At 58.9% G+C, this 21,240-nt stretch carries 19 protein-coding genes; 10 read left to right on the top strand and 9 right to left on the bottom strand.

Features of this window, described 5'->3' with window-relative positions; translation table 11 throughout:
• Positions 1 to 247: 247 nt before the first annotated feature.
• Positions 248 to 4,096, bottom strand: coding sequence for a cyclic di-GMP receptor MorA (morA, locus tag ACM6JQ_RS28405; protein ID WP_414895063.1), 3,849 nt, complete (start codon positions 4,094 to 4,096; stop codon positions 248 to 250).
• Positions 4,097 to 4,381: 285 nt separating this feature from the next.
• Here morA and ettA point away from each other — a divergent pair, with 285 nt between their 5' ends.
• The 3 genes from ettA to gdhA all read left to right on the top strand — a co-directional run bounded on the left by ettA (position 4,382) and on the right by gdhA (position 7,752).
• On the top strand, positions 4,382 to 6,046 hold the full coding sequence (gene ettA / locus ACM6JQ_RS28400; protein WP_007909789.1) for an energy-dependent translational throttle protein EttA: 1,665 nt from the start codon (positions 4,382 to 4,384) through the stop codon (positions 6,044 to 6,046).
• A gap of 15 nt (positions 6,047 to 6,061) precedes the next feature.
• On the top strand, positions 6,062 to 6,313 hold the full coding sequence (locus tag ACM6JQ_RS28395) for a hypothetical protein (RefSeq protein ID WP_414895062.1): 252 nt from the start codon (positions 6,062 to 6,064) through the stop codon (positions 6,311 to 6,313).
• Positions 6,314 to 6,414: 101 nt separating this feature from the next.
• Positions 6,415 to 7,752: an NADP-specific glutamate dehydrogenase gene (gene gdhA / locus ACM6JQ_RS28390; protein WP_414895061.1), complete on the top strand. Its 1,338-nt coding sequence runs from the start codon at positions 6,415 to 6,417 to the stop codon at positions 7,750 to 7,752.
• Here gdhA and ACM6JQ_RS28385 read toward each other — a convergent pair.
• The 4 genes from ACM6JQ_RS28385 to ACM6JQ_RS28370 form a co-directional block, all read right to left on the bottom strand.
• Positions 7,749 to 8,243 (bottom strand): GreA/GreB family elongation factor, encoded by a 495-nt coding sequence (locus ACM6JQ_RS28385; RefSeq protein ID WP_123375906.1) that lies wholly within the window; start codon positions 8,241 to 8,243, stop codon positions 7,749 to 7,751. The two genes, gdhA and ACM6JQ_RS28385, sit on opposite strands and share 4 nt — an antisense overlap.
• A 70-nt stretch (positions 8,244 to 8,313) precedes the next feature.
• Entirely contained in the window at positions 8,314 to 8,670 is a 357-nt protein-coding gene (locus ACM6JQ_RS28380; protein ID WP_016986195.1) for a hypothetical protein, read from the bottom strand.
• 155 nt (positions 8,671 to 8,825) lie between these two features.
• The gene (locus tag ACM6JQ_RS28375; protein ID WP_007909796.1) at positions 8,826 to 10,679 is read right to left on the bottom strand and encodes a DUF4105 domain-containing protein; all 1,854 of its coding nucleotides are present in this window, start codon (positions 10,677 to 10,679) and stop codon (positions 8,826 to 8,828) included.
• Between the two features lie 94 nt (positions 10,680 to 10,773).
• Positions 10,774 to 11,262 carry a DUF3015 domain-containing protein gene (locus ACM6JQ_RS28370; protein WP_007909797.1) on the bottom strand — a complete coding sequence of 163 codons (489 nt, stop codon included), beginning with the start codon at positions 11,260 to 11,262 and terminating at the stop codon, positions 10,774 to 10,776.
• Positions 11,263 to 11,563: 301 nt separating this feature from the next.
• On the opposite strand from ACM6JQ_RS28370, the gene ACM6JQ_RS28365 reads away from it, so the two are divergent.
• Together ACM6JQ_RS28365 and ACM6JQ_RS28360 are read left to right on the top strand one after the other, a co-directional pair.
• Positions 11,564 to 14,002 carry a Lon protease family protein gene (locus tag ACM6JQ_RS28365; RefSeq protein WP_007909798.1) on the top strand — a complete coding sequence of 813 codons (2,439 nt, stop codon included), beginning with the start codon at positions 11,564 to 11,566 and terminating at the stop codon, positions 14,000 to 14,002.
• Between the two features lie 309 nt (positions 14,003 to 14,311).
• The gene (locus ACM6JQ_RS28360) at positions 14,312 to 14,626 is read left to right on the top strand and encodes a hypothetical protein (RefSeq protein WP_007909799.1); all 315 of its coding nucleotides are present in this window, start codon (positions 14,312 to 14,314) and stop codon (positions 14,624 to 14,626) included.
• A 36-nt stretch (positions 14,627 to 14,662) separates the two neighbouring features.
• Here ACM6JQ_RS28360 and ACM6JQ_RS28355 read toward each other — a convergent pair whose 3' ends face one another.
• Complete coding sequence (locus ACM6JQ_RS28355) at positions 14,663 to 16,492, bottom strand: hypothetical protein (RefSeq protein ID WP_414895060.1); 1,830 nt, start codon at positions 16,490 to 16,492, stop codon at positions 14,663 to 14,665.
• 159 nt (positions 16,493 to 16,651) lie between these two features.
• On the opposite strand from ACM6JQ_RS28355, the gene ACM6JQ_RS28350 reads away from it, so the two are divergent.
• From ACM6JQ_RS28350 to ACM6JQ_RS28340, 3 genes are all read left to right on the top strand, one after another.
• Positions 16,652 to 17,140 carry a TIGR00645 family protein gene (locus ACM6JQ_RS28350; protein ID WP_007909801.1) on the top strand — a complete coding sequence of 163 codons (489 nt, stop codon included), beginning with the start codon at positions 16,652 to 16,654 and terminating at the stop codon, positions 17,138 to 17,140.
• Between the two features lie 135 nt (positions 17,141 to 17,275).
• Positions 17,276 to 17,581, top strand: coding sequence for a DUF6482 family protein (locus tag ACM6JQ_RS28345; protein ID WP_007909802.1), 306 nt, complete (start codon positions 17,276 to 17,278; stop codon positions 17,579 to 17,581).
• 122 nt (positions 17,582 to 17,703) lie between these two features.
• Positions 17,704 to 18,321 (top strand): FKBP-type peptidyl-prolyl cis-trans isomerase, encoded by a 618-nt coding sequence (locus ACM6JQ_RS28340; protein ID WP_034153844.1) that lies wholly within the window; start codon positions 17,704 to 17,706, stop codon positions 18,319 to 18,321.
• Positions 18,322 to 18,452: 131 nt separating this feature from the next.
• Here the strand turns inward: ACM6JQ_RS28340 and ACM6JQ_RS28335 are convergent, their stop codons facing one another.
• From ACM6JQ_RS28335 to ACM6JQ_RS28325, 3 genes are all read right to left on the bottom strand, one after another.
• Positions 18,453 to 18,710 (bottom strand): hypothetical protein, encoded by a 258-nt coding sequence (locus tag ACM6JQ_RS28335; protein WP_034153845.1) that lies wholly within the window; start codon positions 18,708 to 18,710, stop codon positions 18,453 to 18,455.
• Positions 18,711 to 18,915: 205 nt separating this feature from the next.
• Entirely contained in the window at positions 18,916 to 19,257 is a 342-nt protein-coding gene (locus ACM6JQ_RS28330; RefSeq protein ID WP_007909815.1) for a zinc ribbon domain-containing protein YjdM, read from the bottom strand.
• Between the two features lie 146 nt (positions 19,258 to 19,403).
• Positions 19,404 to 20,372: a polyprenyl synthetase family protein gene (locus ACM6JQ_RS28325; protein WP_007909817.1), complete on the bottom strand. Its 969-nt coding sequence runs from the start codon at positions 20,370 to 20,372 to the stop codon at positions 19,404 to 19,406.
• A 239-nt stretch (positions 20,373 to 20,611) separates the two neighbouring features.
• On the opposite strand from ACM6JQ_RS28325, the gene rplU reads away from it, so the two are divergent.
• Both rplU and rpmA read left to right on the top strand, forming a co-directional pair.
• Positions 20,612 to 20,926 (top strand): 50S ribosomal protein L21, encoded by a 315-nt coding sequence (rplU, locus tag ACM6JQ_RS28320; RefSeq protein ID WP_003176051.1) that lies wholly within the window; start codon positions 20,612 to 20,614, stop codon positions 20,924 to 20,926.
• Positions 20,927 to 20,960: 34 nt separating this feature from the next.
• Positions 20,961 to 21,218 carry a 50S ribosomal protein L27 gene (rpmA, locus tag ACM6JQ_RS28315; RefSeq protein ID WP_007909818.1) on the top strand — a complete coding sequence of 86 codons (258 nt, stop codon included), beginning with the start codon at positions 20,961 to 20,963 and terminating at the stop codon, positions 21,216 to 21,218.
• Positions 21,219 to 21,240: the final 22 nt, after the last annotated feature.

The following is a 21,240-nucleotide window of genomic DNA, read 5'->3' as shown; positions in this document are numbered from 1 at the left end:
CCTCAAGGATCGGGGGCAGAAAAGGGGGGCATTCTAACCCAATGGGTTTTGGATGGCATATGAAACGACATCATGTCGCAGACAAGTGGCGTTCATGCGCAGATAGATGGTGATTGTGCTGGCCTCAAAAGATCGCAGCCTTCGGCAGCTCCTACAGTAATCCGAGCTGATCCCGAATACTGTGACCGACATCAATCCTTGCAGGAGCTGCCGAAGGCTGCGATCTTTTCGGTCGCGCCGCCGATGTTCAGTCGAACATGAACAGCGCGTCATTGCTGAACTGCGCCTCAAACCGCCCCGCCGGCATCGGCCGCCCGAACAGATAGCCCTGAACCTCATCGCAACCATGTTCGCGCAGGAAGTCCAACTGCTCATGGGTCTCCACACCCTCGGCGATCACCGCCAGATTCAGACTGTGCGCCATGGCGATGATCGCCCGGGCAATCTGCGCGTCCTGCTCACCGGACGGCAGGCCATCGACAAACGTGCGGTCGATTTTCAGCACGTCGATCGGGAATTGCTTGAGGTAGTTCAGCGATGAGTAACCGGTGCCGAAGTCATCGACTGCGATGCTCAGGCCAAGGTTTTTCAGCCCGGCAAGAATCTGCATGGCCTCGCTGACTTCACGCATCAGGATACTTTCGGTCAGTTCCAGCTCCAGGCATGCCGGCGGCAGGCCGGTTTCGCGCAGGATCGTGGCGATCCGCGTGCCGAGCTGGCCATCGGAGAACTGCCGCGCGGAAATGTTCACCGACACCTTCGGCACGCGTACACGATTCTGGTGCCAGGTCTTCAGCTGACGGCACGCTTCGCTGATCACCCAATCGCCAACGTCGACCACCAGACCAAGCTCTTCGAGCACCGGAATGAAATCCCCCGGCGGCACCAGTCCACGACGTGGATGGCGCCAGCGCAACAGCGCTTCGGCGCCGGTCAGACGCTTGCCGTCGCCGCTGAATTGCGGTTGGTAATACAGGACGAATTCGTTTTGTTCCAGGGCGTGGCGCAAGTCGCTTTCCAGCTCCAGACGCTCCAGCGCACTGGCGTTCATGTCGGCCTGATAGAACTGGAAGTTGTTCTTGCCGCGCTCCTTGGCGTGGTACATCGCGGTGTCGGCGTTCTTCATCAACTGGCTGAGTTCGTTGCCGTCCTGCGGACTCAGGGCGATGCCGATACTGGCGGTGACGAAGAACTCGCGACCTTCGAGCACGAACGGCCGCACCAGGCTGCCGAGGATCTGTTCGGCGACATGAATCGCCCGGTTCAACGCCATTTCGCGACTGGAGCGATGTTGCAGCAGCAGCGTGAATTCGTCACCGCCCATGCGCGCCACAGTGTCGTCATCGTCGACGCAGGCCAGCAGGCGCGTGGCCATGTCTTTCAACATGCGGTCGCCGGCGGCGTGGCCGAGGGAGTCGTTGATCGGTTTGAAACGGTCGAGGTCGAGGAACATCAGCACCACCCACGACTTCTGCCGCTCGGCCGATTGCAGCGCGGTGTGCAGGCGATCCTGGAACAGCGTGCGGTTCGGCAAATGGGTCAGGGCGTCGTAGTAGGCAAGGCGATGAATGCGCTGCTCGCTGGCCTTGCGCTCGCTGATGTCGCTGAAGAAGCACACATAACTGGCCAGATCGCCTTCGTCGTCGAGCACCGCGGTGATGCCGACCCACGCCGGGTAATGCTCGCCGTTGCGGCGCTTGAGCCAGACTTCGCCTTCCCAGGTGCTGTGCTGATGCAGTTGTTTGAGCACGTAACGCAGGTGCGCGTCCTGTTGTTCGTCGACGGTGAGCATGTTCGGCAACTGATCAAGCACTTCGCTCACCGCGTAACCGCTGACGCGGCTGAAGGCTTCGTTGGCCTGCACGATGTATCCGGCCGGGTCGGTGATAAGGATCGCCGAGGTCGAGTGTTCAAATACTGTGGCGGCCATGCGCAGGTCTTTCTCGGCGCGGCGCTGCTGACTGATGTCGCGACCGACACCGAGCACGCCTTCGAACGCGCCGTGCTCGTCCCACACCAGCACCAGACGCAACTCGATCGGGATCTTGCGGCCATCGGCGCGCAGGCAGTCGAACAGGAACAATTGCGTTTGCACCTGATTGCGCAACACCGCCAGTTGCTCGGGCTTGTCCAGCGCCTTGCTGACCCGATCCATCAGCGTGTAAATGCCGCTCAGTTGCTGCGGGTTGGCGATGGTCGATTGCCAGCCGTTCTGGAAAATCCACTCGGCGTCGTAGCCCAGTACCGCCTGCACCGACGGGCTGACGTAGTTCAGCGAGAGCTTGCTGTCGGTGGAGAAGATCACGTCGCTGATGCTTTCGGCGAGCATGCGATAGCGCTGCTCGCTGTCGCGCAGCGATTCGCTGGCTTCGATCTGTTCGGTGATGTCCTTGGCCACGCCGATGATTCGCGTCACCTGATCGTGTTTGTCGCGAGCCAACGCCTGTTCGCGAATGTCGAAACGCCGCCATTTGCCGTCGCGATGGCGGAAGCGCAATTGGCACTGGAGCAACTGACTGTAACCGGCGTGCCGCTGCATCTGCCGCGAGCGATGGTAGTAGTCGGCGTCTTCCGGGTGCAGGAGGATTTCCCAGAAATACTCGCCCATCTGATGCAGTTCAGTGCGGTTGTAGCCGAGGGTTTGACCGAGGTGGTGGTTACTGAAAATCATCCGCTGGCTGATCACGTCCTGCACGTACAGATGATCCGGCACGGTGCGCACCACGTCGGACCAGAAGCCTTCGCGTTCGAGCAGCGACAGTTCGATCAGCTTGCGGCTGGTGATGTCGTTGATGCTGAGGATCACCGCTTTGTAGTCGTGCTGCTCGGTCGGCAGGCGCAACACCAGCCACAGGTGCTGGTCGCGGCCATTGATGTCCGGCAGTTTGATTTCCAGTTCCAGCTGCTTCTGTTGCTGCAGGACGGCGTCGAGCACTTGGTTGCCGATGGCGCACTGACGGTGTGGGTGGCCATCGATCAACAGTTGCCAGGCGTGCTCGCAAGAGTTGACGTTGAGCAGTTGCAACGCGACCTGGTTGACCTCGGTGACGCGCAATTCCTGCAGCAGTTGCTGACGTTGCGCCGGCTGGTCGAGCCAGGCTTTGAGCTGGTCGCTGGTCTGGATCTGCGCCTTGTCGAACACCTGCTTGAGGCCGGACAGATCAAGCACACACAGCGCCACGCCGGTGCCTTCGAAAATGTCTTGATAGCGTCGGCGACCCTCATGCAACTGGCGCTGGCGGCGGCGCATGTTGAGCAGGGCGATCACCGGCAGCATCGAGAACGCCAGACCCAGCAGGCATTTGCCAATAAACGCCGGCAGCAATTCTTCGAGCACGCGCTGGCGGTCGAACAGGCCACGCAATTGCCAGTCGCTGCTGCTAAGTGGCACGGTCAACACCGTGTTGGCCATGTCGTCCGGACTCAAGACGCCGGGCCTGGCCGAAGGCTGCGCTTCGTCGCGGCTGATGATCTGATGGTTGAGGCGGTTTTCCACCAGCCACAACGGGCGGATGCCGGTTTCGCCCTGTTTGGTCAGCGAGTCGAAGAACGTCGGGGTCAAGCGCAGTACCCAATAACCGCGCGTGCTGCCGCTGGCCTGATGCAATAACAGATGCACCACAGAACCGTCGTCGGCGTTGCTGAAGTAATGTGCCTGTGCACGGCTGCGGCGCACCAGTTCGCTCAGGTAATCGGCGTCGTGGCTGTTGTCGGCACTGTCGCTGATGATTTTGCCGGAAGGGGTGAGCAAGGCCAAGCTGCGCAGATCAGGCAAGGATTGCTGGAGCTTGCGCAATAGCGCCTGCTGTTCGTCGGCTGATTGCGGTTGTTCGACGATCGGTAGCAGGTTGAGGGCGATTTGCGCGTTCAGCGCCATGTTCAGGCTGACCTGCGAGGCGAGGTCGGCGGTGTAATCGATGGTGTATTGACGCTGGTTTTTCTGGGTTTCGCGCAGTTGATCGAGCAGTTGCCAGAACAGCAATGCGAGCAACAAAAGCACAAGCGTCGCCAGCGCACCCTTTAATGTACCGCGCAGGGACGAGCCGGGCGCCGGTGGGGTGCTGCTCACAGAGGCTGGCGGAGTGACATTGGACAAGCTGGAATCCTGCGGTTTGGCTGGACTGGCGCGACGTGCACTATAAGCCGGACGCCCAAAGGGCGGCTAGCATGCCTTGAGTCGTGGCGAAGTGCCAGCCCCGCGCGGCTGGACTGCCACCGGTCATTCAGGTAGCTTTGCCGGTTACGCGGGAGCGTTCCAGCTCCTAGACTCAGACTTTTTCAGCGCGCACGCATTGATAACCATCAAGTGAACGACGCGCATGGTCTGGCCGGGCTTCGCCTGCGCTGCAATCATTCATCTGTCACTGACCCAAGGTTCTCCATGGCTCAATACGTCTTCACCATGCATCGGCTGGGCAAAGTTGTTCCGCCGAAGCGGGAAATTCTCAAAAACATTTCGCTGTCGTTCTTCCCCGGCGCCAAAATTGGCGTACTCGGCCTCAACGGTTCGGGTAAGTCCACGCTGCTGAAAATCATGGCCGGCGTCGACACCGAGTTCGAGGGCGAAGCCCGTCCGATGCCGGACCTGAACATCGGTTATCTGCCGCAAGAGCCACAACTTGATCCGACCAAGACCGTGCGTGAAGTGGTCGAGGAAGCAGTCAGCGTGATCAAGGACGCGCAAGCGCGTCTGGACGAGGTCTACGCCGCTTACGCTGACCCGGATGCGGACTTCGACAAACTGGCCGCCGAACAAGCCAAGCTCGAAGCGATCCTGCAGGCCAGCGACGGTCATAACCTTGAGCGCCAACTGGAAGTCGCCGCCGATGCACTGCGTCTGCCGGCCTGGGACGCAAAAGTAGAACACCTGTCCGGTGGTGAAAAGCGTCGTGTGGCCCTGTGCCGTCTGCTGCTGTCCGCCCCGGACATGCTGCTGCTCGACGAACCGACCAACCACTTGGACGCTGACTCCGTGGCGTGGCTGGAGCACTTCCTGCACGACTTCCCGGGCACCGTGGTAGCGATCACGCACGACCGCTACTTCCTCGACAACGTCGCCGGCTGGATTCTCGAACTCGACCGCGGCGCGGGCATTCCGTACGAAGGCAACTACTCGGGTTGGCTTGAAGCCAAGTCCGATCGTCTGGCGGCGGAATCCAAGCAGCAGTCGGCCCACGAAAAAGCCATGAAAGAAGAATTGGAGTGGGTGCGCAAAGGCGCGAAAGCCCGCCAGTCGAAATCCAAGGCACGTCTGCAACGCTTCGAAGAAATGCAATCGCAGGAATTCCAGAAGCGCAGCGAAACCAACGAGATCTACATCCCGGCCGGTCCGCGCCTGGGCGACAAGGTCATCGAATTCAAGAACGTCACCAAGGGCTACGGCGATCGCGTGCTGATCGACAACCTGTCGTTCTCGATGCCGAAGGGCGCCATCGTCGGCGTGATCGGCGGTAACGGTGCCGGTAAGTCGACCCTGTTCCGCATGCTGATGGGCAAGGAAACACCGGATTCGGGCAGCATCGAAGTCGGCGAAACCGTGCAACTGGCCTGCGTCGATCAGAGCCGTGACGACCTGGATGGCAGCAAGACTGTGTTCCAGCAGATCTCCGACGGTTCCGACCAGATCCGCATCGGCAACTACGAGATTCCGTCGCGTACTTATGTCGGTCGCTTCAACTTCAAGGGCGGCGATCAGCAGAAGTTCGTCAAAGACCTGTCCGGTGGTGAGCGCGGTCGTCTGCACCTGGCGCTGACCCTGAAGGAGGGCGGCAACGTCCTGCTGCTCGACGAACCGTCCAACGACCTCGACGTTGAAACCCTGCGTTCCCTGGAAGAAGCCCTGCTGGACTTCCCGGGCGCTGCGATTGTGATCTCTCACGATCGGTGGTTCCTTGACCGTGTGGCGACGCACATCCTGGCGTACGAAGACGACTCGCAAGCGATCTTCTTTGAAGGTAACTACACCGAGTACGAAGCCGATCGCAAAAAGCGTCTCGGCGAAGCGGCTGCCCAGCCACACCGGGTACGTCACAAGAAACTGGCCTGATATCGGGTTGGTTGCATGAAAAAGCGGAGCCTTCGGGCTCCGTTTTTTTTTGCCTGGTTTTTCAGGGATACCGAGTTGGATTCATCGCTGGCAAGCCAAGCTCCCACAGGGTTTTGTGGGGTGTTCGAGATCACCGATGTCCACTGTGGGAGCTGGCTTGCCAGCGATGGCGGTATAACTGTTGGTGCATCACTTGAATTTGATCTCACCATTCAGGTGCAAAACTGGGCAAAAACCAGCCGGATTTATATCCTGTGCACCATTTAATTTCATAACTGCGACATTTTGCTCTGTTCCTGTGCGCATTTCGTTTGTTACAGTCCGGCCCAATCTCCTCCAACGACAATAAATTTGCCGAGACTTTTGCCATGATCGAATCCGTTGAATCCTTCCTCGCCCGCCTGAAAAAACGCGATCCGGATCAACCCGAATTTCACCAGGCCGTCGAAGAAGTCCTGCGCAGTCTGTGGCCGTTCCTCGAAGCCAATCCGCATTACCTGAACTCGGGGATTCTGGAACGTATCTGCGAGCCGGAGCGTGCCGTGGTGTTCCGCGTGTCATGGGTCGACGATCAGGGCAAAGTGCAAGTCAATCGCGGTTTCCGCATCCAGATGAACAGCGCCATCGGCCCGTACAAGGGCGGCTTGCGCTTCCATCCGTCGGTGAACCTGGGTGTGCTGAAATTCCTCGCCTTCGAACAGACCTTTAAAAACTCGCTGACCTCGCTGCCCATGGGCGGCGGTAAGGGCGGCTCGGACTTCGATCCGAAGGGCAAAAGTGACGCTGAAGTCATGCGTTTCTGCCAGGCGTTCATGAGCGAGTTGTATCGCCATATTGGCGCCGACGTTGACGTGCCGGCCGGTGATATCGGTGTCGGTGCGCGCGAGATTGGCTTCCTCTTTGGCCAGTACAAACGCCTGAGCAACCAGTTCACCAGCGTACTGACCGGCAAGGGCATGACCTACGGCGGCAGCCTGATTCGTCCGGAAGCCACCGGTTTCGGTTGCGTGTATTTCGCTGAAGAAATGCTCAAGCGTCGCGGGCAGGGCGTTGAAGGCAAGCGCGTGGCAATCTCCGGTTCCGGCAACGTGGCGCAATACGCGGCGCGCAAGGTCATGGATCTGGGCGGCAAGGTGATTTCCCTGTCCGACTCCGAAGGCACGTTGTATTGCGAAGCCGGGTTGAGCGAAGAGCAGTGGCTGGCGCTGCTGGAACTGAAAAACGTTAAACGCGGGCGCATCAGTGAATTGGCGGCAGCTTACGGTCTGGAATTCCGCGCCGGGCAATTGCCTTGGTCGCTGCCGTGCGACATCGCGCTGCCGTGCGCTACGCAGAATGAGCTCGACGCTGAAGCCGCACACGCGTTATTGCGCAATGGCTGCGTGTGCGTGGCTGAAGGCGCGAACATGCCGACCACACTGGAGGCTGTGGATATCTTTATCGAGGCCGGGATTCTGTTCGCCCCGGGCAAAGCATCCAACGCCGGCGGTGTCGCGGTGAGCGGTCTGGAGATGTCGCAGAACGCCATGCGCCTGCTGTGGACGGCAGGTGAGGTGGACAGCAAGCTGCACGCGATCATGCAGTCGATCCACCACGCTTGCGTGCATTACGGTGAAGAGAACGGCCGGATCAACTACGTCAAAGGCGCGAACATCGCCGGCTTCGTCAAAGTCGCCGATGCAATGCTCGCGCAGGGTGTGGTTTAAGCCGGTTCGATGCGGATCACTTCAATCATTTGATCGCCGGCGGGGCGCTGCCACAGCACCTCGTCATTGAGTCGGGCACCGAGCAGCGCCCGGCCCAAGGGTGAGCCCCAATTGATCAGGCCTTTGCTGGCATCGGCCTGATCTTCGCCGACCAGTTGCACCCGGCGTTCGGTGTCGTGCTCATCGGCGTAGGTCACCCAACTGCCGATCTGCACTTTGTCTCTGGACGTTGCTGCTACGGCGACTTGTGCGCTGCTCAGGCGCTGATTGAAATAACGCAAATCACGTTGCAGATCCGCCAGCCGTTGCTTGTCGGCCTGCTCACCTCTGGCTGATTGTTCGGCATGCAGGCTTTGCAGCTCGGCGACTTTGGCCTGCAACTGCGCCAACCCTTGCGGCGTGACGTAATTGGGCTGCTCGCTGACCTGCCGTTCGACCGGCTGATCGGCTTGCGCGGCGGCGTTGTCTTCGTTGACGAATGCGCGACTCATGGTGTCCTCCTCGTATGAGGTTTGGGCCATGCTCGCAGGCATTTGGTTTCACTGGATGTCTGGAAGCGACCTATTGCGAGCGATAAGCCCGTCCGGCGTCCTGATCTTTCTGCTGCTGCCAGGCGCGTTCTCGTTCGTCCCAGTGTTCGTTGCGATACTCTTCGCGTCCCTTGTTTTCCAGCATCGCCTGACACTGGCGGAAGCCGTCGGTCCAGCCTTCGGCGTATTGCTTGTCTTTAAGATAACGCGGCACGTTCTTGCGGAATTCGCCGCTGATCGAACCGGCCGCCTGGCGACCGCTGATGCAACCGTCATCGAAGCCGTCGGCGAAGGCCGGTGGATAACCCTTGGCGATCAGATCTTCATGGGTGGTCTGGCAACCGCCCAGCAATAACACAACACCCAACAAACCCGCACACCGCCACATCGCACTCTCCCGCGCCGGTTGTCCGGCTTATGGGGAAAGTCTAGAAGGGGATTCGTTGGTGGGGTGTGAAAGAAAGATCAAAAGATCGCAGCCTGCGGCAGCTCCTACAGGTGAAACACATTCCAAATGTAGGAGCTGCCGAAGGCTGCGATCTTTTAATAGTGATACCACTTCACTTCAAGCATGACCTCGGTTTCCGGCGTGGCGAGATGGCTGAACTCACGCTGCGCACTCAGGCGCAAACCAAGGTTGCGCGACAATTCCCACTGCTGATTCAGACTCAGGCTGCGGCGCACTTCGCCATTGAAGAAGTAATCGCCCTTGGCCTCCAGACTGAGATTGCCCAGCGGGTTTTTCCACAACACGCCGGTATTGAAACCACCCGCCGGGGACACGAACTCGGCGAAATCATTGTTGTGTTCAACGCGCACGGTGCCGAGGGCAAAACCCAGCACATCGTCACCCAGCGCCCACGTGCCACCGCCACCACCGTTGACGTGGCTGACCAGCGTCTCGTCATCATGCTTGCCCGGTACGCGCTCCAGACCACCAGTGACTTGCCACGACAGCGGTTGCAGCAGCTCATTACGCGGCGTCAGCGAACGAATCGTCGCCAGATCCAGTTGCTGAAACTGCCAGTGATTGCCTTCGTACTGACGCAACTTCATCTGCAGGATCTCGATTTGTGCGCCGAGCGGGAAGCTTTCGGCGTTGTCGTTGAGATCGTGATAAGCCATGCGCAAACCGTACTCACCGAATGCACGATCACCACGGGTGCCGAGACCGGCCTGCCAGGTGCGGGATTCGTGGCCGTCTTCCGGCAAGCCTGGCTGCGGAATGTCCAACTCAGGCGCCGGGTTCTTGTTGATCGCCCGCAGCAATTCGAAACTGCGCTGCGCCCGTTGCGGATCACGTTCCTGCCCGTTGGCGCGGTAGCGCTCCAGACGATACGCCGCGTCGATGATCAACGCCTGACGGTCCCGTGGCAGGGCTTTGAACGCTGGATCCTGCAACTGCTGCTGATCGGCGCTGACGTTCAGCACCCATTGCTGCTCTTCACCGCTGAGCGGCTCGGCGCGGCTGAGCAGTTCGCGCTCGCGGGACGGACGATATTCGATGCTTTCCACCAGCCCGGCTTCTTTCACCGCTTTAACGGTGTCGGTAGGAATGGCGGTCAGCGGGAATTGTTCGGTCAGGCGCAGGCTCGGCCGTGCGACTTGCAGCAGTTCCAGCAGGCGATACGAGCAGTTTTCGTCGAAGAAAAAGTAATCGAACTGGATCTGCTTCAACTCCCACACATGCTCGACCATGCGAGCGGTTTCTTCTTGGCTCAGATTGAGCCGGTATTCCCACAGGTCGCGGTTTTCCAGGCTGCGGTATTCCGAGAGTTTTTCCTGATACGGCACCAAGGCGAACAATCCCGGATAACCGCCCATCAAACCTTTCCAAGCGTAGAGAATGCTGTTGTCCGAGCCTTCGATGTAGGCGCCAAAGTTGATCGCATAACTGAGCAGCGACGTCTTGTCGGCCTGCACGTCAGCCTGATCGATACGCAGCAGGGTGTGACCGAACATCGATGACGGACTGTTCAAATAAGCCGCCGGGAAGATCATCACCGCGCTGTGCGGCGAGACATCCTTGAACCACTTCTTGTATTCAGCGCATGCCGGTGTCGGTAGATCCCCGAGATTGAGCTGCGCTTTCAGCCAGCGGGTGCGCGCCGGATAAACGCATTGCGCATGTTGCTCGCCGAGACTGGCCGGTGCGTACAGCGCTTGCACGGTGGCCGCCAGTTCATGATCGGGGTGTTCGTTGCCATCGGGCGCCAGAAAAAACTTCTTGTCGCTGACATAGCTGCGCCAGCCGCCAAGCTTGGCGGTTTCGTAGTGACCGAGGGAAATCCAGAAGCGGTCGTTGGCCAGTTGCTGCAAACGTTGAGGGTCGATGGTTGGCGCGGCGGACAGCGGGGCGCAGACACAGAGCGCCAGCCAGGCAAGGCGTTTGAGCATAGTCGGCAACTTGAACAGGAAAGAAATAAAGACCCAAGGAGGGCGGGCCGAAAAAATAAAACCCGCTTCCCGAAGGAAGCGGGCGAGGTCGAGCTTAAGCCTGAGTTGCGTACTTGGCCAGACGAGGATCCGATTTCAGTACGGCCAGGGTGTTGGTATGCACGTCTTCAGCGGTCACGTCAGCCTTGCTGAAGATCTGCTGGAAGTGCTCGTGAGTCACAGCTGCGAAGTGCGCGCGATCTTCCGGCGCCACGCCCAGTACCACGGCATAAGTCGTCAGCGCTTCGCCGTTGCCTTTGGCCATGTCTTCGGACAGCTCGTTCATCATGCCATTCATGGCAAACCAGGATTTGCCGCCGTAGGTCAGCGATGCGTTGGTCGAGCAACCGTTGGTGCCGGACGTCATCCCGAAGGTGGCGTTACCGGAAGTGCCGTTGGTGGTGGAAGCGAGGAAGTGAGCAGGGGTGCCACGCTGACCTTCGAACAGCATGTTGCCCCAACCGCAATCCGGGCCGCCTGGAGCTTGCGCCATTGCGTTGATGGATACAGCGGTGAAGAGAGTACCGAGAAGAATCCGTTTCATAGCTTTTTTCTCTTTGTGTGCATACCAATGGACAGGGTTCTGGCCCCCCAAGCTCTGTACGAGACAGACCCAAACGAAGCCAGTGGGCCGGTATTAGTTCCAGCCGCGCAGTTTGGAGTTTAGGCACGTTCCAGGGGTTCCGTGGTTTTTTGCAAAATATTTGGAATAAACCCCGGTTTCAGGGGGCGGGCCGCCGGCTTGGCCGGTTGTCTATGCTTTGTGGTGTGGCGCGCCTTGCCAGTGGGGCACGGGCAGCGCCAGAATGCCGCTATCTGCCCCGCCTGATTGTTAAGGAAGCCCGATGCCTGATCCTGTTGCTGCCAGCTTGCGTCTCGCGCCCGAAGCGCTGACCCGTCCGTTTTCCGCTGAACAGTTCAGCTTCACTACCACCAATGATCTGGAGCCCTTTCGCGGTGTGCTCGGCCAGGAACGCGCGGTCGAAGCCTTGCAGTTCGGTGTGGCCATGCCACGCCCCGGTTACAACGTATTCGTGATGGGCGAGCCCGGCACCGGCCGCTTCTCGTTCGTCAAACGCTACCTGAAAGCAGAAGGCAAGCGCCTGCAGACCCCGGCCGACTGGGTCTACGTGAATAATTTCGACGAGCCGCGCGAACCGCGTGCACTGGAATTGCCTTCGGGCACTGCCGGCGTCTTTATCGGTGACATCAACGGCTTGATCGACAACCTGCTGGCAACGTTTCCAGCGGTGTTCGAGCACCCGTCCTACCAGCAAAAGAAAAGCGCCATCGACCGCGCCTTCAACCAGCGCTATGACAAGGCCCTCGACATCATCGAGCGTCTGGCCCTGGAAAAAGACGTCGCCCTGTACCGCGACAGCAGCAACGTTGCCTTCACGCCGATGCTCGACGGCAAGGCTCTGGACGAAGCGGAATTTGCTCAGTTGCCAGAGGCTGATCGCGAGCGTTTTCACGAAGACATTTCCGGCCTCGAAGAGCGCCTGAACGAAGAACTCGCCAGCCTGCCGCAGTGGAAGCGCGAGTCGAACAATCAACTGCGTTCGCTCAACGAAGAAACCATCACCTTGGCGCTGCAGCCATTGCTGTCGCCGCTGTCGGAGAAGTACGCCGAGAACGCCGCGGTCTGCGGTTACCTGCAAGCCATGCAGGTCTACTTGCTGAAAACCGTGGTCGAGCAATTGGTCGATGACAGCAAGACCGACGCCGTCGCGCGCAAGCTGCTGGAAGAGCAATACGCGCCGAGCCTGGTGGTCGGCCATCCGGTGAGCGGCGGTGCGCCGGTGGTGTTCGAGCCGCACCCGACTTACGAAAACCTCTTTGGTCGTATCGAATACACCACCGATCAGGGCGCGCTTTACACCACCTATCGGCAGTTGCGTCCCGGTGCCTTGCACCGCGCCAACGGTGGTTTCCTGATTCTTGAAGCGGAAAAAATGCTCAGCGAACCGTTCGTGTGGGATGCGCTGAAACGCGCCCTGCAATCGCGCAAGCTGAAAATGGAATCGCCGCTGGGCGAGATGGGCCGTTTCGCCACGGTCACGCTCAACCCGCAGCACATTCCGTTGCAGGTCAAAGTCATCATCATCGGTGCGCGCTCTCTGTACTACACGCTGCAAGACCTCGATCCGGACTTCCAGGAGATGTTCCGCGTCCTCGTGGATTTCGACGAAGACATCCCGATGGTCGACGAGAGCCTGGAACAATTTGCCCAGCTGTTGAAAACCCGCACGTCGGAAGAAGGCATGGCACCGTTGACCGCCGATGCGGTGGCACGTCTGGCGACGTACAGCGCTCGTTTGGCCGAGCACCAGGGGCGTTTGTCGGCACGTATCGGTGATCTGTTCCAACTGGTCAGCGAAGCGGATTTCATCCGTCATCTGGCCGGCGATGAGATGACCGATGCCGGGCATATCGAACGTGCGTTGAAAGCCAAGGCCACACGCACCGGTCGCGTGTCGGCGCGGATTCTCGACGACATGCTCGCCGGGATCATCCTGATCGACACTGATGGTGCGGCGGTCGGCAAATGCAATGGCCTGACCGTACTCGAAGTCGGTGATTCGGCATTCGGTGTGCCGGCGCGGATTTCCGCCACGGTGTATCCGGGCGGCAGCGGCATCGTCGACATCGAGCGTGAAGTCAACCTTGGGCAGCCGATTCACTCCAAAGGCGTGATGATTCTCACCGGGTATCTGGGCAGCCGTTACGCTCAGGAATTCCCGCTGGCTATTTCCGCGAGCATCGCGCTGGAGCAGTCGTACGGTTACGTCGATGGCGACAGTGCGTCGCTGGGTGAGGCGTGCACGCTGATTTCGGCGCTGTCGAAAACCCCGTTGAAGCAGTGCTTTGCGATCACCGGTTCGATCAATCAGTTTGGCGAAGTGCAGGCGGTGGGCGGGGTCAACGAGAAGATCGAAGGCTTCTTCCGTCTCTGCGAAGCACGCGGGCTGACGGGCGAGCAGGGCGCGATCATTCCGCAGGCCAACGTCGCTACGCTAATGCTCGATGAGAAAGTCCTGGCGGCAGTGCGTGCCGGGCAGTTCCACGTGTACGCGGTGCGTCAGGCCGACGAGGCGTTGAGCCTGCTGGTCGGTGAACCGGCCGGTGAGCCGAATGCCGATGGCGAATTCCCGGAAGGCAGCATCAACGCGCGGGTGGTGGAGCGCTTGCGCGACATCGCTGAAATGATCAGCGAAGAAGACCTCAAGGAAGCCGAGAAGGAACTGGCGCAAGAGGCCTTGGCCGAAGCCAAGCCGGCTTAAGCCTGGCGCGGTCAAACTGTAGGAGTGAGCCTGCTCGCGATAGCGGAGTGTCAGTCGGCGAATAAGTCGACTGGTTCACCGCTATCGCGAGCAGGCTCACTCCTACATTTTTTTTTGTGGGGATCTTCGGGAAATCGCCACTACTCTGGCGCCAATATTCACACAATGACCATTCGGCGCCTTCTGGTTTCATTCGGCTTGCGCAGCGGACTTTTCTTCTATTCTCAGCTCAAGGATATCGACAGTATCACTGGATCGAGCCAGTCCTCCCGTGGGGGCTGAATACCGGCTTCACCGAGGGTCGCCGCCATGTCGCGCAACCTCTGTCTCACCCGTCAATGCCTGGGTCTTGTGACCCGTATCGAATGCGCCATCAAGCCGTTGGCCGGCGATAACGGTATGTGGACGCTGCTCTTCGCGGCCGGCATGGCCGGCGAACAACCTTCTGCCATCAAAGCCCAGGGCCCGTTTCATGGGCCGGTCGCCGCCGAATCGATACTCGACACCATTGTCGAAAGTCTGACCTTGCATGGCTACGAACTGGCTGACGATCCGCAGATCTGGAGCCTGCACCTGCAAGCGCAGTTGCGGCAGATCAACGGTGGTCGCGGCCGCGCCCTGTAGGAGCTGCCGCAGGCTGCGATCTTTTGATCTTGCCCTTCAAGGCGCAGTCTCAGGCATCGGCGCCTTGTCGAGCTTGACCTCAAAACCGTATTGCACGGTGGCGAGGTCGGTTCGCTGATAGGCTTCGACGTGGGTCGGGCAGCCATAGAAATAATGCACGCCAAACAACGCCGGGCCTTCTGCGCTTGCATCGTGGCTGACCGAGAGAATCTGCTTGAGGTAGTTGCCACTGTCGTCTTTGACGAAGAAACGCCACTCGTTGGGCGGGAACAGTTTCAGATCCACCACCAATTGGTTGTTCTTGATCTCCAGGCCTTTGGGCAAGGACTTGGCGTCGTATGCCTGTTTGGCCACCGTGGCGAGAAACAGCGGCATTGAGCCTACCGCAATCGCCGGGGTTTCCGGGAACAGGTTCAGGTCGTAGGTGATCGTCGCGCGCAGCGGATCGACTTGATAGGCCTCGGGCGGCAGTTCGATCGGTTCATCGAGCTTGCCACTGCGCTTTTCGGTAAAGAACGTGACCGGACTGACACCCGGACTGAAGTCATCGCCCAGCAACTCATCGTTGAACGTGCGGCGATGGGAAAACTCGATGCGCGCTGCGCTCGGTTCTTCCACGGACTGATGGACGCGGATGCCAGCCTTCAATTGCTCTTCGGTCAGGCTCGCGCCCTTGAGCCAGCTAACCGCCAGATCGTCGTACACCGTCACCGAGGGATCCAGCGGCTGGATGGTTTTCTCCGTGGTGTGCTGATTGAACGTACGAATCGGCAGATCCAGCGATTTGCGGGTCACGGTCGCCGAAGAAAAATCCAGCACGCTGACTTCCAGCGTTTCGATCGGGCCATTGAAATAGACCTTGTTGTAGCGACGCGGGTGTTTCTGCTCGAAATCCTGTTGTTCCTGGGTCAGCTGCTTTTCCAGCGTAGCGCTCCAGGCTTTCTGCTGTTGCAGGTACGTCAGTTGTTTTTCGTAGAAGGCTACTTGCTCCGGACTCTCGTTGATCGAACCGGCGCGTACCAGATACTGCCCGGTTTTATCGCGGGCCTGGACGATCAGCGGATTGAGCTGCGCCTCTGCGACTTCCGCAGCCAGTGGCAGGTTGTTGCTGAATTCGACTTCGGCGTAGTTGTTTGCAAGTTTCAGCAGTTTGACGCTGAGGTTGTCATTGCTGCGGGTCTGGCCGACGTCCTGTTGTGTCAGGTCGAAGCTGTACAGGCGGCGCGGGGCGATGACTTCGATCTGGCCTTGCAGGCTGACCGGTTGCGGCAGGGACTTCTTGTCCACGTTCAGCCCATCAATGAACGGATAGGTCACGGTCAGGTCATCGGGGTTGGTGACGTTGGAGCTGGAAGGGCTGAGCTGAATGCCAGGATCGGTTTCTGACCATTCCGGCTGATAGGCGATCACACGTTTGTTGCTCAAGGTCACTGACTGCCATTCCACGCCATGGGGGAACAGGAAACCGCCGGGAATGTTCAGGTTGAACGGGAACACCGGTTGCAGATCGGTGAGGTAATCGGAACTGGCGTCCTTGTGCAGCACGAACAAGCCATTGATAAACGTGTCGACCAGCGTCTGCGGGGCAGGGTAGTGCTTGAGCACGGCGAGGGCGTCTTCACCGTATTCGGTGTGCGGTGGGTTGTCGTCGAGTTTGATCTGCGCCCGTTCGAGCAGCAGCAGCGAGCCGCCGAGTTCAGTGATGGCGTCCTTGAGTTTTGGATCGGTGATGGCGTCCAGTGACTGTTCGAACTTTGCCGTTTTTTCTTCAAGGCTGGCGGCGTGTTTCTCGTCGCCGGGCGAGCAACCGCTGATCAACAGAGCAAGGCAGATTCCGGCCGTCATTATCGGTAATCGCACATCCATTTCCACACGTCCTGTCTACAGTCACTGGGCTGTCAATGGTTTGGACACTAGCAGAAAAAAAACACCCACACGCGCAGGTGGCGGATTTTCGGGCAGTTTCTGGCTGTCATGGGGGGCTGGTATACTCGCGGCCATTTCCAGCCCCCTGTGTGAGATTCAATGGAACGCTTTATCGAAAATGCAATGTACGCCTCGCGCTGGCTGCTGGCGCCGATCTATATCGGGCTGTCCCTCGGGCTGCTGGCGCTGGCACTGAAATTTTTCCAGGAAGTTTTTCACATCCTGCCCAACGTGTTCTCGATGGCCGAGTCGGAACTGATTCTGGTGCTGCTGTCGCTGATCGACATGGCGCTGGTTGGCGGCCTGCTGGTGATGGTGATGATTTCCGGCTACGAGAACTTCGTCTCTGAACTGAACATTGATGAAGGCAAGGAAAAACTCAGCTGGCTCGGCACCATGGACTCTTCGTCGCTGAAGATGAAAGTGGCGGCCTCGATCGTGGCGATCTCTTCGATCCACTTGCTGCGCATCTTCATGGATGCCAAGAACGTCGATCCCGAGCACTTGATGTGGTACGTGATCATCCACATGACCTTCGTCGTCTCGGCGTTCGCCATGGGTTACCTGGACAAGGTCACCAAGCACTGATCAACCGTTGATCGCTGCAAAAACACCGCCCGTCTGTTGCGAAACAGACGGGCGGTGTCATTTGTGGCTTGTGCTTTGATGCGTGCGGGCATATCCCTGTAGAGGTCCTGATTCGCCACTGTCTGAGGTGCGTTCATGAACCTGCAAGAGTTGAATGCGTATGCCATCGCCAAGAAGGTCGATGAGTTGAACCTGATCTCCATGGAAGGCGGGATTTATCTGCTCGAAGCACGGATGCATGGTGCGGCATATCCGTTAAGTGATCTCAAAGGCAACATGCTGACACTGCGTTCGGTGGAGCATGCGCGGGATTTGCTGCATGCCTTCCCGGTGCTGCCGTTCAATCTCGTGCACACCTCGGTACACGATGAAATGTGTGGCCTGGGCCCGAGCAGCGAGGAAAGTCTGAAAGTGCCACTGGCCTGGGGTTCGGCGCTGTAGGCCTTGCGCGCCATCGCCTGAGCATCTGTGCTAGTCTGCTCGCCCTTTTGGTTCCGGGCGCGCCGGGACGCGCTGTGCACGCACGGCAAGTCTTGTGGCCGTCCGCACAGCGGAGCAGTGTCATGTCCGAAGTAAATCTGTCCACCGACGAAACCCGCGTCAGCTACGGCATCGGCCGTCAGCTGGGTGACCAGCTGCGCGACAACCCGCCACCGGGCGTGAGCCTGGACGCGATCCTGGCTGGCCTGACCGACGCGTTCGCCGGTAAGGAAAGCCGTGTTGGCCAGGAAGAGATGTCCGCCAGCTTCAAGGTTATCCGCGAGATCATGCAAGCCGAAGCGGCTGCCAAAGCTGAAGCCGCTGCTGGCGAAGGCCTGGCCTTCCTGGCTGAAAACGCCAAGCGTGAAGGCATCACCACCCTGGCTTCCGGCCTGCAGTTCGAAGTGCTGACTCAGGGCGAAGGCGCCAAGCCGACCCGTGAAGATCAAGTACGTACGCACTACCACGGCACACTGATCGACGGCACTGTGTTCGACAGCTCCTACGAGCGTGGCCAGCCTGCAGAATTCCCGGTTGGCGGCGTGATCGCCGGCTGGACCGAAGCCCTGCAACTGATGAATGCCGGCAGCAAATGGCGTCTGTACGTGCCGAGCGAACTGGCTTACGGCGCTCAAGGCGTTGGCAGCATCCCGCCGCACAGCGTTCTGGTATTCGACGTCGAGCTGCTGGACGTTCTGTAAGACCGGGCCTGCCTTGATGGCGGGCTAATGTGGGAGCCAGCCTGCTGGCGATAGGGTCGACCGGGTTTTCCTTCAGGACCGCGTTGATACCATCGCGAGCAGGCTGGCTCCCACAGTTTTTTGGGTGATGCTCATAGTTCTATCTTGTGATGCAGCTCACTGGTCGGGCGCAAGGCCCGGGCATAGCAGAACAGGAACAGATTGCGCACCAGTTCCTTGAGCACCAGCGGCTCGCTGGAATTGAGGCTGCTGACGTCCAGATCCCCTTGATCCTGCAGTTCATGCAGAGCCTCTTCTTCAAGCACCGCGCAGACTTCACCGGTTTCCCGATGGAGGATTCTGAGGTAAGGGTGTGGGCGATCCAGCCACGCGTCGATCAAATAAGTCATGGTTCTCATCTCCTTGAAGGGTTTCAATGAGAATAATTCTTATTCATTAAATAGCAAGCGTCTATTGGCGGATTCTGAGATTTTCCGGGTAAAGATTGCGTAAGGTCAAAACGGCTGGCGTTTGGCTATTGCGCGGTTTTATTGGGGCGGAGCGCGGAGGGTGAAGCTCCATCCCACGTCTGGCGCGGGATGGATGACAACAGATTCAGACCTTTCTGACGAACTCGGATTTGAGCTTCATCGGGCCGATACCGTCGATCTTGCAGTCGATGTCGTGGTCGCCATCGCACAGGCGGATGTTCTTGACCTTGGTGCCGACCTTGACCACCAGCGAGGTGCCCTTGACCTTGAGGTCCTTGATCACGGTGATGGTGTCGCCGTCCTGCAGGACGTTGCCGACCGAATCTTTCTTCACGGCATCATCGGACGCCACTTCGGTTTCGCCGCTGGCGGACCACTCGTGGGCGCACTCCGGGCACACCAGTTGGCTACCGTCTTCGTAGGTGTATTCGGAATTGCATTTTGGGCAGGGTGGCAACGTGCTCACTAAGGCTCCTTGGGTATGGATCGCTAAAAGTCGCACATTGTATAGGGTTTTAGCTTTTCAGGCAGTCAAAAGCAAAAGATCGCAGCGTCGACAACCCCTGTAGGAGCTGCCGAAGGCTGCGATCTTTTGATCTTGCTTCAGCGATATCAGTGCGTACGGGCGACCGCAAACTCGCTCAGTTCAACCAGTGCATCCCGATATTCACTGGCTGGCAGCGCCTCAAGGCACTTGATCGCACGGGCTACATAATCACGGGCCAGTTGCGCGGTGTACTCCAGCGAACCGGAAGCTTCTACGGCAATACGGATGCTTTCCAGGTCTTCGATCCCGCCTTTCTGGATCGCCTGACGTACCAGTGCAGCCTGTTCCGGCGTGCCTTCGCGCATGGTGTAGATCAGCGGCAGGGTCGGCTTGCCTTCGGCCAGATCGTCACCGACGTTCTTGCCCAGGGTTTCGGCGTCACCCTTGTAGTCGAGCAGGTCGTCGACCAACTGGAACGCCACACCGAGGTGATCACCAAACGTGCGCAGCGCTTCGCTCTGTTCGGCGGTAGCGCCGGCCAGTGCGGCAGCACTGTGGGTTGAGGCTTCGAAGAGCATCGCGGTCTTGCCGCGGATGACTTCCATGTAGGTTTCTTCGGTGGTGCTGGCGTCGCGCACCTTGGACAGTTGCAGCACTTCGCCTTCGGCGATGATGCGCGTGGCCTGGGAGAGGATCTTCATCACCGGCATCGAGCCCAGTTCGACCATCATTTCGAACGAGCGCGAATACAGGAAGTCGCCGACCAGCACGCTCGGGGCGTTGCCCCACATGGCGTTAGCGGTCGAACGGCCACGGCGCATGCCGGACATGTCGACGACGTCGTCATGCAGCAGAGTGGCGGTGTGCAGGAATTCGATGGTGGCGGCCAGCAGACGCATGTCGTCGCCTTCGCGACCCAGGGCCTTGCCACACAGCAACACTAATAAAGGACGCAGACGTTTGCCGCCGGCCGAGGTAATGTAATCGCCGATTTTCGATACCAGCGGTACTCGGGAAGTCAGCTGCTTCTTGATGATGCCGTCGACGGCGCTAAAATCGTCCGCCACCGCGCGGTAGAAAGCTTGGGGTTGCATCAGCGAGAGTCGCTCCAGAAGGGTTGCGCGGCATGCTAGGACCCCCGTCCAGACCTGTCAAGGCGCGATGGACGGCTACTTGCAAGGCTGCCGCGCCTTGCGTACAATCGCGCACCCTGAACTTCCTGGGCAGCACCTGCCTTACGCAATTGCAACGGGCCTTCCAGCCTAATGCAGCCATGCCAGCCAATACCTCTTCTTATAAAGAGCTGGGTGAGCAGGATTATCGGAGAAATACCATGTCTTATGCAGTAATCGTTACTGGCGGCAAGCAGTACAAAGTCGCCCCAGGTGAATACCTGAAGATCGAAAAACTGGAAATCGCTACCGGCGAATCCGTTACCTTTGATCGCGTTCTGTTGGTTGCCAATGGCGACGACGTGAATATCGGCGCTCCAGTTGTTGCTGGCGCTACCGTTGTGGCTGAAGTGATCTCCCAAGGTCGTCACGATAAAGTCCGCATCATCAAGTTCCGTCGCCGTAAGCACCACATGAAGCGTATGGGCCACCGCCAGTGGTACACCGAGATCAAAATCACCGGTATTCAGGCTTAATTTCAGCCTAATTCCTCACTAGGAGAATTGACTCATGGCACACAAAAAAGCTGGTGGTAGTACCCGTAACGGTCGCGACTCAGAAGCCAAACGCCTTGGCGTGAAGATGTATGGCGGCCAGGTCATCAAGGCCGGCAACATCATCGTGCGTCAGCGCGGCACCCAATTCCACGCTGGTTACGGCGTTGGCATGGGTAAAGATCACACCCTTTTCGCGAAAATCGAAGGCGTGATCAAGTTTGAAGTAAAAGGCGCTTTCAACCGCCGTTACGTGAGCGTAATCGCGGCTTAATCGCGAGATCGCTGGAAGAGCC

It is taken from the genome of Pseudomonas sp. IT-232MI5, from assembly GCF_949767845.1.
Classification (GTDB): Bacteria; Pseudomonadota; Gammaproteobacteria; order Pseudomonadales; family Pseudomonadaceae; genus Aquipseudomonas.
The sequence above is the reverse complement of the archived record's forward strand: the minus strand, read 5'-3'. Positions and strand labels throughout refer to the sequence as shown.